10 protein-coding genes are annotated in these 14,132 nt (G+C 65.1%); 2 read left to right on the top strand and 8 right to left on the bottom strand.

Annotated elements, in window-relative coordinates; genetic code table 11:
- Positions 1-8: 8 nt before the first annotated feature.
- Both SMD10_RS06415 and leuS read right to left on the bottom strand, forming a co-directional pair.
- Positions 9-566: a hypothetical protein gene (locus SMD10_RS06415; protein WP_331684836.1), complete on the bottom strand. Its 558-nt coding sequence runs from the start codon at positions 564-566 to the stop codon at positions 9-11.
- Entirely contained in the window at positions 553-3,168 is a 2,616-nt protein-coding gene (gene leuS, locus SMD10_RS06410) for a leucine--tRNA ligase (RefSeq protein ID WP_331684835.1), read from the bottom strand. Before leuS ends, SMD10_RS06415 begins: the two co-directional genes overlap by 14 nt.
- A 133-nt stretch (positions 3,169-3,301) precedes the next feature.
- Here leuS and SMD10_RS06405 point away from each other — a divergent pair, with 133 nt between their 5' ends.
- Positions 3,302-3,973, top strand: coding sequence for a YggS family pyridoxal phosphate-dependent enzyme (locus SMD10_RS06405; RefSeq protein WP_331684834.1), 672 nt, complete (start codon positions 3,302-3,304; stop codon positions 3,971-3,973).
- Between the two features lie 180 nt (positions 3,974-4,153).
- Here SMD10_RS06405 and SMD10_RS06400 read toward each other — a convergent pair whose 3' ends face one another.
- The 6 genes from SMD10_RS06400 to SMD10_RS06375 form a co-directional block, all read right to left on the bottom strand.
- Positions 4,154-5,467, bottom strand: a complete 1,314-nt coding sequence (locus SMD10_RS06400; protein WP_331684833.1) for an alpha-glucosidase/alpha-galactosidase — start codon at positions 5,465-5,467, stop codon at positions 4,154-4,156.
- A gap of 57 nt (positions 5,468-5,524) precedes the next feature.
- Positions 5,525-7,147 carry an ABC transporter ATP-binding protein gene (locus SMD10_RS06395; RefSeq protein WP_331684832.1) on the bottom strand — a complete coding sequence of 541 codons (1,623 nt, stop codon included), beginning with the start codon at positions 7,145-7,147 and terminating at the stop codon, positions 5,525-5,527.
- 8 nt (positions 7,148-7,155) lie between these two features.
- Entirely contained in the window at positions 7,156-8,316 is a 1,161-nt protein-coding gene (locus tag SMD10_RS06390; protein ID WP_331684831.1) for an ABC transporter permease, read from the bottom strand.
- A complete protein-coding gene (locus SMD10_RS06385; protein WP_331684830.1) occupies positions 8,316-9,320 on the bottom strand; it encodes an ABC transporter permease in 1,005 nt (334 codons plus the stop codon). The genes SMD10_RS06390 and SMD10_RS06385 overlap by 1 nt, the downstream gene beginning before the upstream one ends.
- Before the next feature lie 125 nt (positions 9,321-9,445).
- A complete protein-coding gene (locus SMD10_RS06380; protein ID WP_331684829.1) occupies positions 9,446-11,497 on the bottom strand; it encodes an ABC transporter substrate-binding protein in 2,052 nt (683 codons plus the stop codon).
- A 92-nt stretch (positions 11,498-11,589) separates the two neighbouring features.
- Positions 11,590-13,086 (bottom strand): alpha-glucosidase/alpha-galactosidase, encoded by a 1,497-nt coding sequence (locus SMD10_RS06375; RefSeq protein ID WP_331684828.1) that lies wholly within the window; start codon positions 13,084-13,086, stop codon positions 11,590-11,592.
- Between the two features lie 130 nt (positions 13,087-13,216).
- Here SMD10_RS06375 and SMD10_RS06370 point away from each other — a divergent pair, with 130 nt between their 5' ends.
- Positions 13,217-14,125: an AraC family transcriptional regulator gene (locus SMD10_RS06370; RefSeq protein WP_331684827.1), complete on the top strand. Its 909-nt coding sequence runs from the start codon at positions 13,217-13,219 to the stop codon at positions 14,123-14,125.
- The last annotated feature ends 7 nt before the right edge of the window (positions 14,126-14,132 follow it).

Genomic DNA, 14,132 nt, shown 5'->3' with positions numbered 1-14,132 from the left:
GGCTCCGGTCAGCCTTGCTCGCGCCGAATGGCGGCCATAAGCGCCAGCTCGACCTTGGCGGCCGCCTCTTCGCCGGCCTGTTGGCGTGCGTCGATGGCGGCCCGTTCCGCGGCAAAGCGCTGCGACCGCCCGCCCGATTTGGGCAAGTCATAAGGGATCATGACGCTTTGGATGCCACGAGCGACCTGCTTGCCGTCGGAAAGTCGGATCAGACGATAGGTTGCCGTCATATTGTAGATCTTAGCGGTGGGAACCCCCGATCCGCCCTCGATGGAAACGCCGCTTTCGGCACCTTTCACGGAGAGACGCGCCTCGTACAGCGGATCGACGACCGCCTGCCCGCCGTTCAGCAGAAAAATGAGCCGATTGCGGACGATCTGTGAGGTGCGGGTATCGACCGGCGCCACGGCAATGCGGCCACGCAAGGGCACCGCCATGCCGGGCGCCATGACGCCATTATCCGAGGTGCCATAGAGAGGGCCGCTGGTACAGCCGGCCAGCCCCACGAGAGCAGCGAAGCCGGCGGCGAGAACGGCTCGCCGACTCATGAACTCAAACGACGACATTGACGATCCTTCCCGGCACGACCACCACCCGTTTCGGCGTGCGCCCGGCCAGCGCTTCCCGTACGAAGTCGAGAGCCAACGCCGAATTCTCCACAGCCGACTTTTCCGCATCCGCTGCCACGGTGAGATCGCCGCGCTTCTTGCCGTTGATCTGGACGGGCAAGGTGATCGCGTCGTCCCTCAGAAGCGCCGGATCGGCCTCGGGCCACGGCGCGGCGGCAACCAGGCCGTCCTCGCCCGACGCGCGCCAGCACTCTTCGGCGAGATGCGGCATCATCGGCGCCACCAGACGCACCAGCATCGACACGGCCTCACGCGCCGCGGCATGGCGACCGGATGGGCTGTCGGCATCGAGAGCCGCCAGAGGACCGGCCAGCGTATTGACCAATTCGTACAGGCGAGCCACCGCCTTGTTGAAGGCTAGCCGCTCGATATCGTCGCCAACCCCTGCGACAGCACGGTGTGAAGCCTTACGGATATCCGTAGCCACGGCATCGTCTACACCGTCGCCCGCATCGGCCTTGAGCTTCGGCGCGGTGTCGGCGACCAGGCGCCACAGCCGCTGCACGAAGCGGTGGGCACCCTCGACGCCGGCCTCGGTCCAGATCACGTCGCGATCCGGCGGCGAATCGGACAGCATGAAAAAGCGCGCCGTATCGGCGCCGTAGGACGCGATGATGTCGTCGGGGTCGACCACGTTCTTCTTCGACTTCGACATCTTCTCGATGGCGCCGATCTCGATGAGGGCGCCGGTCGACAGGCGCTTGGCACGGCGAACGCCGTCCATGTCCTCGATCGAGACGTCGATCGGCGGCACCCATTCGCGGCCGTCGCGATAGGTCTCGTGGACCACCATGCCCTGGGTGAACAGTCCCGTGAACGGTTCCCGGCGCTCGGTATGTCCGGTCGCCTTCATGGCGCGCGTGAAGAAGCGCGAATAGAGCAGATGCAGGATCGCGTGCTCGATGCCGCCGATATAGAGGTCGACCGGCATCCAGGCGTCGGCGATCGCCGGCACCGTCGGCGTCGGCGCATGAGGCGCCGTGAAGCGGTTCGGATACCAGGAGGAATCGACGAAGGTGTCCATCGTGTCGGTTTCGCGCAAGGCCGGCCCGCCGCACTTCGGGCAGGTGGCGTTGCGCCAGGTCGGATGGCGGTCGAGCGGGTTGCCCGGCTTCTCGAAGTCGATGTCGTCTGGCAGCTTGACCGGCAGGTTCGCGCGTGCCTCCGGCACGACGCCGCAGCTTTCGCAATGCAGAACCGGGATCGGGCAGCCCCAATAGCGCTGGCGCGAGATGCCCCAGTCACGCAGGCGATAGTTCACCTGCCGCTCGGCCTGCGGCTTGCCGCCGAGTTCGGTCGCCGTCAGTTGGTCGGCCACGGTCTCGAAGCCCTGGGCCGGCGACAGGCCGTCCAGGAAGCGCGAATTGATGATCGTGCCGTCGCCGACATAGGCTTCGGTTCCGATGGTGAAGCTAGCCGCTTCGGCGTCGGGCGGCAGGACGACCGGCGTCACCGGCAGGCCGTGGGCGCGCGCGAAGTCGAGGTCGCGCTGATCGTGCGCCGGGCAGCCGAAGATGGCGCCAGTGCCGTATTCCATCAGCACGAAATTGGCGACGTAGACCGGAAGCGTCCAGTCCGGGTCGAAGGGATGAACCGCCTTTATGCCGGTGTCGAAGCCTTTCTTCTCGGCCTTTTCGATGGCCTCGGCCGAAGTGCCGGTATGGCGGCATTCCTCGATGAAGGCGGCAAGATCCGGATTTCCTTCGGCGGCGGCCTGGGCCAACGGATGGTCGGCGGCGACCGCCAGGAACGAGGCGCCGAACAGCGTGTCCGGCCGCGTCGTGAACACGGTCAGCTCGTCGAAGCCGGCCGGTGCCGTACCGGAGGCCAGCGGCCAGCGCAGCGACAGGCCCTCCGACTTGCCGATCCAGTTCTTCTGCATCAGGCGGACCTTGTCCGGCCACTGGTCGAGCTCGTCCAGCGCTTGAAGCAGGTCCTCGGCATAGTCGGTGATCTTGAAGAACCACTGGGTCAGCTCGCGGCTTTCCACCAGCGCGCCCGAGCGCCAGCCGCGACCATCGATCACCTGTTCGTTGGCGAGCACGGTCTGGTCGACCGGGTCCCAGTTGACCTTGGACTTCTTACGATAGGCCAGGCCTTTGTCCAGGAAATCCAGGAACAGCATCTGCTGGCAGTGGTAGTAGTCCACGTCGCAGGTGGCGAATTCCTTGCTCCAGTCGAGCGACAGACCCATCGACTTCAGCTGTCGGCGCATGGTGTCGATGTTGTCGTAGGTCCACGCGCGAGGATGGACCTTGTTCTGCATGGCCGCATTCTCGGCCGGCATGCCGAAAGCGTCCCAACCCATCGGATGGAGCACGTTGTAGCCCCTGGCGCGGCGATAGCGCGCGACCACGTCGCCCATCGTGTAGTTGCGCACGTGACCCATGTGAATGCGTCCGGAGGGGTATGGAAACATCTCCAGGACGTAGTACTTCTGGCCGGGCGCTTCGGTGTCGGTCTCAAACAGCCTGGCCTCGTTCCAGGCTGCCTGCCAGCGCGGCTCGCTTGCTTTCGGGTTGTAACGTTCGCTAGCCATGTTTGGCGGGTCTTTCACATAGCCGGCGCAGTCCGATGCGCCGCATCATCGTGGCTCCGTGTTCAACACGGCTTAAGGCGAAGCGTCAACATGGGATCGCGTCTCATGAGCGCGGCGTCGCAGGAGAAACAAGATGGAAACTGCCGTCCAGGGTCTGGCCGACGTCAAGGCGCGGATCGACGAGGCCGTCGAGGCAGCCAAGCGGACGGCCGGCTCCGTTCAGTTGGTGGCGGTCTCCAAGACCTTCGATGCGGAGGCGATCCTGCCGGTGCTCGAGGCCGGCCAGCGTGTCTTCGGCGAGAACAAGGTGCAGGAGGCCAAGGGCAAGTGGCCGGCGCTGAAGGAGCGCTTTGACGACGTCGAGTTGCGTCTTATCGGGCCGCTGCAGTCGAACAAGAGCGCCGATGCCGTGGCGCTGTTCGACGTCATCGAATCGATCGACCGCGACAAGATCGCCGGGACGATCGCCGCCGAGATGGCCAAGCAGGGGCGGCGTCCCAGGCTCTATGTCCAGGTGAACATCGGCGAGGAGCCGCAGAAGGCGGGCATCATGCCGGGCGATGCGGTCGCCTTCGTCGAGCGATGCCGTACCGAGCATGGTCTCGCCATCGAAGGGTTGATGTGCATTCCGCCCTTCGATCAGGCCCCGGGACCCCATTTCGCGCTTCTCGCCAAGCTCGCCGAGGAGGCGGGCGTCGAGAAGCTGTCGATGGGCATGTCGGGCGACTTCGAAACGGCGATCGCCTTCGGGGCCACCAGCGTGCGGGTCGGCTCGGCGATTTTTGGCGTGCGCGACTACGGGTGAATTGGACTAAGCGCCTTTTGATTCGGTGCCGAAAGGAAGAAGCCGGCCCTTTCCGGAGGCCGGGTCTCTCCCGACTCTGATGCTGGCCGCCGCGAAAATCCGTTCGCGCGCGCCCCTGTATGGAGATCGTCATCCTCGCGCGGAGCGCGAGGAGCCATGCCTGGGCTTTGACGGTCCCGTCTACTTCAGCATCGGCAGCCAGCCCTTGTGAGCGGCGATGAGATCGTCGACCAGGTTGGCGATTTCCTCCATCGACAGCTCCGCCGCCGTGTGCGGATCGAGCATGGCCGCTTGCTTGACGTGATCGCGCCGCCCGCTTTCCAAGGCTTCCACGACGAGCGCCTGGACGTTGACGTTGGTCTGCATCAGCGCGGCGAGTTCAACCGGCAGCTTGCCGACGCGGATCGGCTGAATGCCATTGTGGTCGATGAGGCAGGGGACCTCGACGCAGGCGCCGTACGGCAGGTTCTCGATCAATCCGTCATTGGCGACGTTGCCGTTGATCACCGTCGGCTTGCCGGTGAGCTCGGCCACGACGATGCGCGCGGCATATTCGTGGGTGCGCTTGATCTCGAGCGCGCCGCCCGAGAGCAGCGCCTGTTCCTGGCTGTTCCACTTGGCGATCTGCTCCTCGCAGCGGCGGATGTATTCGTCGAGCGGGATGTTGAAGCGATCGATCAGCTCGGGCTTCGTCCGTTTGATGAACCAGGGCACATATTCCGAGAAATGCTCGGACGATTCGGTGACGAAATAATTGAAGTGGCGCAGAACCTCGTAGCGCACGCGGTTCCAATCGGGCACGCGGCCGTCGTCGTAGACCTGGCGGATCTTCGGATAGAGGTCTTCCGTCGTCCCGTCGGCGCGTTGACGCTCGAACTTCAGATAAAACGCCATGTGATTGATGCCGGCGCAGAAATAGCGGATCTCCTCGATCGGCACGCCGATATCCGTGGCGAGCTGCTCGGCGGTGCCCTGCACCGAATGGCAAAGGCCGACGGTGCGTACTTCGGGTACGAACCGCGACAGCGCCCAGCAGTTCATCGCCATCGGGTTGACGTATTGCAGCATCAGCGCGTTGGGGCAGAGCTCTCGCATCTCCTTGGCGATCTCGATCAGCACCGGGGCGGTGCGCAGGCCGCGCATGATGCCGCCGATGCCGAGCGTGTCGGCGATGGTCTGGCGCAAGCCGTATTTCTTCGGAATCTCGAAATCGGTGACGGTGCCGGGCTTGTAGCCGGCCACCTGGATCATCAGGACGACGTAGTCGGCGCCGTCAAGCGCCTGGCGACGGTCGGTCGTCGCCTCGATTATCGGCCGCGCACCGACCGCTTCGGCCACCTTCTGGGCGACGAGCTTGGAGGTCTCCAGACGATGCTCGTCGATGTCCATGAGCGCCACCGTGGTGTTCGCCAGCAGCGGCTCCTGCAGCATGTCGCCGAGGAGGTTCTTCATGAATACCGTGGAGCCGGCGCCGATCATGGCAATCTTGGTCATGGGCCTATGCCTTATTGAGAAGAGCTTGGGAGGCGGCGGGCGTCATTGTGGCGGGTCTCAGGCCTGAACCTCGATCGCCGCACGGATGAGCCGCCGTGTGTAGTCCTGTTGAGGATGGTCCATCACGTCCGCCGTGTCGCCGGCTTCGACGACTTGGCCTTGGGACATGACGACGATGCGATGGCAGAGCGCGCGAACTACCTTCAGGTCGTGGCTGATGAAGAGATAGGTCAGGCCGTAGCGGCTCTGCAGGCCGCGCAGGAGCTCGATGATCTGGGCCTGGACGGACAGATCGAGCGCCGACGTCGGTTCGTCGAGCAGGATGAACTCCGGCTGCAGCGCGACCGCGCGAGCAATGGCGATCCTCTGCCGCTGCCCGCCGGAGAACTCGTGCGGATAGCGGTTGAGCACATTGGGATCGAGCCCGACGTCGGACAGCGCCTGGCGCACCCGCGCCAGCCGGTCCTTCGCTCCCTCGCCGATACCGTTGACGATCAGCCCCTCCTCGATCGTGTCGCGCACCGACAGGCGTGGATTGAGCGAGGAGAACGGGTCCTGGAAAACGATCTGCAGATGCGAGCGGTAGGGCCGCATCTCCGCCTTGGTCTTTTTCTCCAGCCGGTCGTCTTCGAAGGCGATCGTTCCGCCGTCATTGTGGACGAGCCGCAGGATCGCCTTGCCCAGCGTCGACTTGCCGGAGCCCGACTCGCCGACGATGCCCAGCGTCTCACCGCGCCGCACGTGAACATCGATGTCGTTGACGGCGGTCAGTTCGCTGGTCTGGCGCTTGAAGAAGCCGCCCCAGGACAGATTGTAGACGACGCGCAGCTTGTCGGTCTTCAGGAGGATGGGTGCGTCCGGCTGAATGGGGTCGGGCATACCGTGCGGTTCCGAGGCGATCAGCTTGCGGGTGTAGCCGTGCCGCGGCGCTTTGAAGAGAGCCGGCGTCGTGTTGGTCTCGACGATCTTGCCGAGCCGCATGACGGCGACGCGGTCGGTGACCTTTTCGACGATGGTGAGGTCGTGGGTGATCAGGATGACACCCATGCGGTAGTCGTCCTGAAGCTGGCGGATGAGCTTCAGGATCTCGGCCTGGACCGTGACGTCGAGGGCCGTGGTCGGCTCGTCGGCGATGAGCAGTTCCTGCTCGTTGGCGATCGCCATGGCGATCATCACGCGCTGGCGCTGCCCTCCCGACAGCTGATGCGGATATTGCTCCAGCCGGGCCTCCGGCTCGGGAATGCGCACCTGCTTCAACAGGTCGAGGGCGCGCGCCAGGGCCTGCTTCTTGGTCAGCCGCTGGTGCAGCATGATCGTTTCGGCAAGCTGGCTGCCGATCCTGTAGATCGGGTTCAGCGACGACATCGGCTCTTGGAAGATCATCGCGATGCGGTTGCCGCGGATAGCCAGCATCTGCTTGTCGCGGTGCGTGTCGATGCGTGTGCCGGCAAACAGGATGCGGCTGTCCCGGCCGATCTCGGCGGTGCGGGGCAGAAGCTTCATGATGGCGCGGGCGCTGACCGACTTGCCGGAACCCGACTCGCCGACGATCGCCAGCGTCTCGCCCTGTTTCACGTGGAACGATACGCCGTCGACGGCGCGCACGGTCTGGTCCTGCAGCTTGAACGTCACCGACAGGTCCTGGACGGACAGAAGAGGCTGGTCGGCCGATTGGCTCATCGTCGTCCTCACGAATTGTACGGATCTATGGCATCGCGCAGCGCGTCACCCAGCATGTTGAAGCCGAGCACCGCCACCAGGATCGTGCCGACCGGGCTCAGCACCCATGGATAAGAACCGAGGTTCTGGAGATCCTGTGCGGCGTTGAGGAGCAGACCCCAGGAGACCAGCGGAGCGCGCACGCCGATGCCGAGAAACGACAGGAAGCTCTCGAGCAGGATCACGGTCGGGATCATCAGCGTGGTGGCGACGATGACGTGGCTGAGCACGTTGGGCAGGATATGCCGGCGGATCAGCCGTGGGGTGCGCACGCCCAGCGCCTCGGCGGCGGTGATGTAGTCCAGGCGAACCACCGACATCGTCTTGCCGCGCACCTCGCGGGCGAGCTGCGCCCATTTGATGACGGACAGAATGCCGGCGAGCGCGAAGAACACGGCGATCGGATCGGCCTGGCGAGGGATCACCACCACCAGCGCGAAGTAAAGCGGCAGCTCCGGCAGGGCGAGGATGAATTCCACGACGCGCTGCAGCCAATGATCGACCTGGCCGCCGAAATAGCCAGAGATGATGCCGATCGTCGTGCCGATCAGCACCGCGATGGTGACGACGATCGCCGCCATCGTCAGCGTCAGTTGGCTGCCGACGACGAGGCGGGACAGCATGTCGCGACCGTCGCGGTCGGTGCCGAGCAGGAACCATGGACAGGAGGGCGAGGCGGTCAACAGATGCCGATCCATGGTCAGCCCCAGAAACTCGTAGCGCCAGCCGTGGCCGAGGAACTCGGGGGTGCAGCGTGTCCCGGTGTCGACGGTCGGCACCAAGAGAAAGGTCTCGGGATCGAGCTCGATCGACACCGGATGGGTATAGGGGACCAACTGAAACCCGTCGTCGGAGAAGAAATGGGGTGCCTGCGGCGGCTGGTAGATGGCGTCGCGATTGCGGGCGCTCGGATCGTAGGGCGACAGGAAATCGGCGAAGATCGCGGTGAAGAGCAGCAGGAACACCAGGGCGGCGCCGGTCATGCCCACCTTGTTGCGCCGGAAGCGGCGCCAGACCAGGCCGCTGAAGCTGAGCGAACGGACGTCGGGCGCGAGATCGACGAGCAGGCCGTCGGCGTCGTGGAAATCCTCCGTTTCCGGCGTCGGTTCGGTCTGGGGGGCAAGCGACATCAGCTGGCTCCCTGCCGGATACGAGGATCGATCAGCGCCAACAGCACGTCGGCCAGGAAATTGCCGACGACCAGGATGACGGCGAGCAGCATGAAGATGCTGGCGGTGACGTAGATGTCCTGCTGGATCAGCGACTGGTACATCAGCGGGCCGATCGTCGGGATCGACAGAATGATGGCGGTCTCGAGCTCGCCCGACACCATGTAGGGCATGATTACCCCCTGATACATGACGAGCGGGTGCAGGGCGTTGGGCACGGCGTGCTTCAGGATCACCTTGCGCTCGGGCAGTCCCTTGGCGCGCGCCGCCTCGATGAAGGGTTGGCGCAGCACGTCGAGGAGGTTGGAGCGCATGACGCGCAGATTGTAGGCGAGCCCGCCGAGCGCGGCGATCACCACGATCGGCCAGATGTGGAGCACCAGATCCCAGAATCGGGCGAAGGACCAGGGCGCGAACACGTAGTTGGCGGAAAACAGCGAGCCGATATGGGGCGAGCGCACCACGAAGGCGAGGAAATAGAGTACGACGAGGGCCATGAAGAAGCGCGGGATGGTCATCCCCAGAAAGGCGAAGACCGTCGCGGCCGTATCGCCCAGGCGGTGCTGGTTGACTGCGGCGAAGATGCCCAGCGAAACGCCGATGACGGTGGCCAGCAGATGGCAGGCGATGGCGATGCCGAGCGTCCACCAGAGCCGTTCGCCGATCACGTCCGCGGCCGGCCGGTTGTGGATGAAGGACGGGCCGAAATCGCCGTGCGTCACGATGCCCTTGATCCAGCGCGCGTACTGGATCGGCAGGGGCTGATCGAGGCCGAGCCGGACCCGCGCCTGCTGGGCCATCTTTTCGGCGTCCGTCTCGCTCATGCCGCCACGGCTGATGGCGGTCGCCTTCAGCGTCGAGGCATAGTCGCCCGGCGGTGCCTGGATGAGCACGAAGGACACCATGCTCACCACGAAGATCAGGGCGATCGCCGAAACCAGCCGGCGGATCAGATAGACGATCATCGGTCTGTCCTGCGTTCACGAGGATGATGGGACTGGGGACGGCCGGGCGACCGATCGAGGTCGCAATCACTCTCCTGGCGTGTGCGAAGCGGGCCGGAGCCCACCCCGCTTCTCGGGAGGAACTCCTAGTCTTCGATGCCAGGGAGCGTTTCCGGGGCCAGTTCGGGCACCTTGCCCTGCTCGTCCTTGGGCACCCACAGGCGCTCGCGCATCGAGCCTTCCTCGCCCCAGCCATAGGCGACGATGGGCGTGCCGGCCGGGAAGTTCTTGAAGCGCTTGTTGATGATGATGGCGCCGGGCACCGAGATCAGGCCGACCTGGTAGACGTTCTCGGTCGAGACCTTGGCGAAGTCGCGGAACAGTTGGTTGCGCTTGGCCGAATCGGGCTCGGTGCGGATCTTTTCCAGAATGCCGACCAGCTCCTTCTCGAAGTCCATCAGGTGCTGCGGCTCCTGCGCCGTGCCCAGGTGCCACTTCGGATTGTTCCAGGCCAGCGGCGCCAGCTCTTCGACGCGCAGGATCGGAGCGTGGTTGACGCGGTCGCTGCGGCGCACCGTCCAATCCCACTGGCACGTATCGAGGACGTTGTTCAGCTCGGTGTTGTTGGGCTGCAGAACCAGCCGCACGCCGACGTCGCGATACATCGTCACCAGAGACTGCGCGATGTTGGTGTCGGTGGTGTAGAGCGTGGTGTAGAGCAGGTTGATGGTCAGGTCCTGTCCGGCCAGCGGCCCGCCCTCCGGCCAGTTGACGTAGCCGTTGCCGTCGGTGTCGGTGAAGCCCATCGCCTCGAGCTTGGCCTTCACGCCCTCCGGGTCGTAGGGATAATAGACCACCATGGAGGGATCGCCGAAGTCGGTCTCGATGTGCAGGCCGCCGGCGTGGGGCAGGATGAACGGCCCGCGCACCAGGCTTTGGCCGAGCGCCTCGCGGTCCACCGCCTGGGTCATGGCGCGGCGAAAGTCGAGATCGCGGTTGAGCTCGCGGATCGCCTTGTCACGCGGATCGTCGGCGCCGCAGACCTCCGACATGTTCATCTGGACGGCCCAGTCGAGCGCCCGGGCGCCCCAGATGATGTTGTTGGCGAAATCGGGCGATTGCGCTTGGCGCAGCGACTCCAGATAGATCGACGGATCTTCCATGTTGGCATAGTCGGCCGACCCGGAAACGGTCTGGATGGTGCGATCCTCCCAGGTCGACAGCTTGTACTGGACCTCGTCCAGATAGGGCAGCTGGTTGCCCTCCTTGTCGACCTCGAAGAAGTACGGGTTGCGCCGCATGATCATGATCTGATCGGGCTTGTACTCTGTCACGGTCCACGGACCCATGGTCACCCAGGGCGTGTGATCGGGCCGCAGCGCATTGATGTAGGACTGGTAGGTCGCGTCCTTGTTGTACTTCGGATGCAAGGGCTTCAGGATGTGCGAGGGGCCGGGGCACATCTTCTGATAGCCCATCTGGTAGAGGTTCGAGACCGGGAACGGCGTCTCGAAGTGCCAGCGGATCGTGGTGTCGTCGACCTTTTCGAGCGTCGTGCCCTCGCCGAAGGCGGCCGGCCGGCCCCAGGCCGGAACGTTCGGGTCCGACATGTTGTCGTCCCAAAGGAACATCACGTCGTCGGCGCCGAACGGCTCGCCGTCCGACCATTTGGCGCCTTCCAGGAGATGCATGGTCATGGCTTTGCCGTCGTCCGACCACTCCCAGGAGGTGGCGAGCTGCGGCAGCGGCTCGGACTTTTCCGAGGTCAGCATCCAGATCGGACCGACGCTGACCAGGCACGGGTCGATGATCTCCTCGACGCCGCCCCAGGCCAGGATATTGCCGGCCATCCAGTTCCAGCCCTGCGGCCGGGCGCCCGAGACGTGGCGCAGTACGCCGCCATAGGTGCCGATGCCGTCGACGGAATCGGTGTCGACCACCAGCGGCGTCTTCGGCAGGCGCTCCTCGACGGGGGGCAGCTTGCCCTCGTCGACGAACTTCGTCACCCATTCGGGTTCATGATACTGATCCAGCGCCTTGACCTGGATCAGCGCGTCGTAGTCGATCTGGACGCGCTCACCCTTCTGCAGCGGCTTGCCGGTGGGGATCGGTTCCGGCCCCTTGAGCTCCTGGGCGATGCCCGGCTGAATCATCCAGCCGGCCGCCAGAGCCAGGGCCACGGTGGTCCAAAGCTTCATTCCTTCCTCCCTTGACGTGCGGCGGGTCCTCCCCCGCCGGAGATGGGCTGACGCTGCGGCGATGCGGCGTCCCTCACTCGCTCGCGAGATCGTCACATGCCGGAGCGCATGCCGAGCATGACCTCCTTGTCCGCCTTGGCGGCGGTGGCCCGGCGGATCTCCTCGACCGAACGGACCGGCTGGCGCGCCGCGCCGGCCCAGTCGCGCGTCTTCACCGTGCCCTTGGCCAGTCGCTCGCGTGCCGCCGGAATGGCATCGGCGTATTGCGGCAGCCATTCGGCCTCGGCGACCAGCATCTCGTCGACCATCTGCCAGACCTCCTCCGGCGAGCAGACAGCGCTGACCAGCGGGTCCAGAAGCACCGCCTGCTTGAGCAGGTCGACGTCGCCCGTCAACGCGGCCCGGACCGACAGACGCTGGATGTTGATCGAGGCCAGGCAGACGGCCGCGCAGGCGTCCGGCAGCGTGATGCCGGCGGCCATGTTGATGCCGAAGCGGTCCACGAAGCCGGGCGATTCGATGATGCAGTCGGCGGGCAGGTTGGTGATGACGCCGTCGTTCTTGACGTTGAAATGGCCGCGATAGATGCGGTTGGTCTCGCGCGCCTCGAGAATCCAGCTGGCATGCTCGTCGCTGCGCTTGGCCGGGTCGATCGGCCGACCGGCTTCTTCCAGGAACTGCGGAAAGTCGGTCTCGAACCAGTTGCGGCTCTCGGTCGTGTGGCGCAGATAGCCGCCGGTTTCGCCATGGATCCAGTCCGACAGGTCGATCCACCGGGTGATCTCGTCGGGCCGCTTGCGGTACCAGGGCAGGTATTCCGACAGGTGGCCGTTCGACTCGGTCGAATAAAAGCCGAAGCGCTTCAGGACATCGATGCGGACCTTTTCCTGCTGGCTGTAGACGGGATGGCGCTCCAGCGCCGCGACCAGCTCGTCGCGCCCGATGCGCCGGCCCTGATAGCGGATGTCGAGATACCAGGTCTGGTGGTTGATGCCGGAACAGACGACGTCGACCTCCTCCTTGCGGCTCGCCCCCAGCGCGTACGCGATCTGCCGCCAGGTGTTCTGGACCCCGTGGCACAGGCCGACCGTGTCGACCCCGCCATGGTCGATGGCCGCCCAGGTGTTCATCGCCATGGGGTTGGCATAGTTCAGAAGAAGGGCCCCGGGCTCGGCGACGTCGCGAATGTCCTTGCAGAAGTCGAGCAGCACCGGGATGTTGCGCTGGCCGTAGAGAATGCCGCCGGCGCAGATCGTGTCGCCGACGCATTGGTCGACGCCGTATTTCAGCGGGATCTCGATGTCCTGGCGGTAGGCCTCGAGACCGCCGATCCGCGTGCAGTTGATGACGTAGCGGGCGCCGTCCAGCGCGCGGCGGCGGTCGGTATCGGCGGTCACCTTCGTCGGCAGGTGATTGGTCGCGATGATCCGCTCGACGATCTGACAGACCATGTCAAGATTGTTGGGATTGATGTCGGTCAGCGCGAATTCGACATCTTGGAGTTCAGGGACGCAGAGGATGTCGGTGACGAGCTTTTTCGTGAACCCGACGCTGCCCGCGCCAATGATGGCAATTTTGAGCTTCGACACAGCCGTCACTCCTCCTCTGGATGCCGCCCGTTGCCGCCCCGCCTCTTTGTCGTTTTCTTGGCGTATGGCAGCAGGTTGAGCGATAGTATGGCTTGATCAGGCGGACTGCCTAGAGAGATATTGTGCTGATATGGGTAATTCTGTGCTCTCGGATTTGACCGCCAACGGTCCGGTCATGCGCACCCTGTCGCTGCCGCGGGGGCGCCACAGCCTGCACGCCATGCCGACCAATGCGGGCTACGATCACGTCAGCGATCCCAGCTATTCCTGGGACGGCCGCCAGCGGGGCGAGACCCCGTTTTCGGTGCTGCAGCATACGCTGAGCGGTCAGGGCAGGCTCGACTTCGATCGCCGACACCACCGGGTGAGCACGGGCCAGACCATGCTCGTCACGATCCCGCATGACCACCGCTATTGGCTGGCCGAAGGAAAACGCTGGGAGTTTTTCTGGATCGCGATGCATGGCCAGGAGGCGCTGCGCATCATCCGAACGGTGACGGCGCTGAGGGGGCCGGTCCTGCAGCTCGCGCCCGAGACCGTGGAGCATCTCGCGCGGCGCTGCCGCGATCTCGTCGCCACCGCGCAGATGGCGCCCGGGCGGGCGTCGGCCATCGCCTACGAGGTGGTCATGGCGCTCTATGACGACGTGATCGGTCCGCACGCCGATGCGGTCGACGCCACGCAAGGCGGCGCGATCGCCGCCGTGACGGCCTATATCCGGGCCCATCTGGATACCGACCTGGATGTCGGTCGCCTGGCCAGCCTCGCCGGCTTCAGCCGCGCGCATTTCACCCGCCTGTTCACCGCGGCGGAGGGCGTCTCGCCGGCCGAATACGTGCTCACCCAGCGCATGCGGCGCGCGGCCCGGCTGCTGGAGGTTTCGACCATGCCGGTCAAGGCGATCGCAGCGGCGTGTGGCTTCGTCGATCCGAACTATTTCGCCAAGGCGTTCCGGCGCACCTTCGGCATCAGCCCGACCGATTTCCGCACCACCGGCATGTACGCCACGACGCGGCATCGGCCGGCGGCCAGGGGGTAGCGAGAGC

The sequence above is a fragment of the Consotaella aegiceratis genome (assembly GCF_036541425.1).
Classification (GTDB): Bacteria; Pseudomonadota; Alphaproteobacteria; order Rhizobiales; family Rhizobiaceae; genus Consotaella; species Consotaella aegiceratis.
Note: the sequence above shows the minus strand (reverse complement) of the source record. Positions and strands in the feature narration are given on the sequence as shown.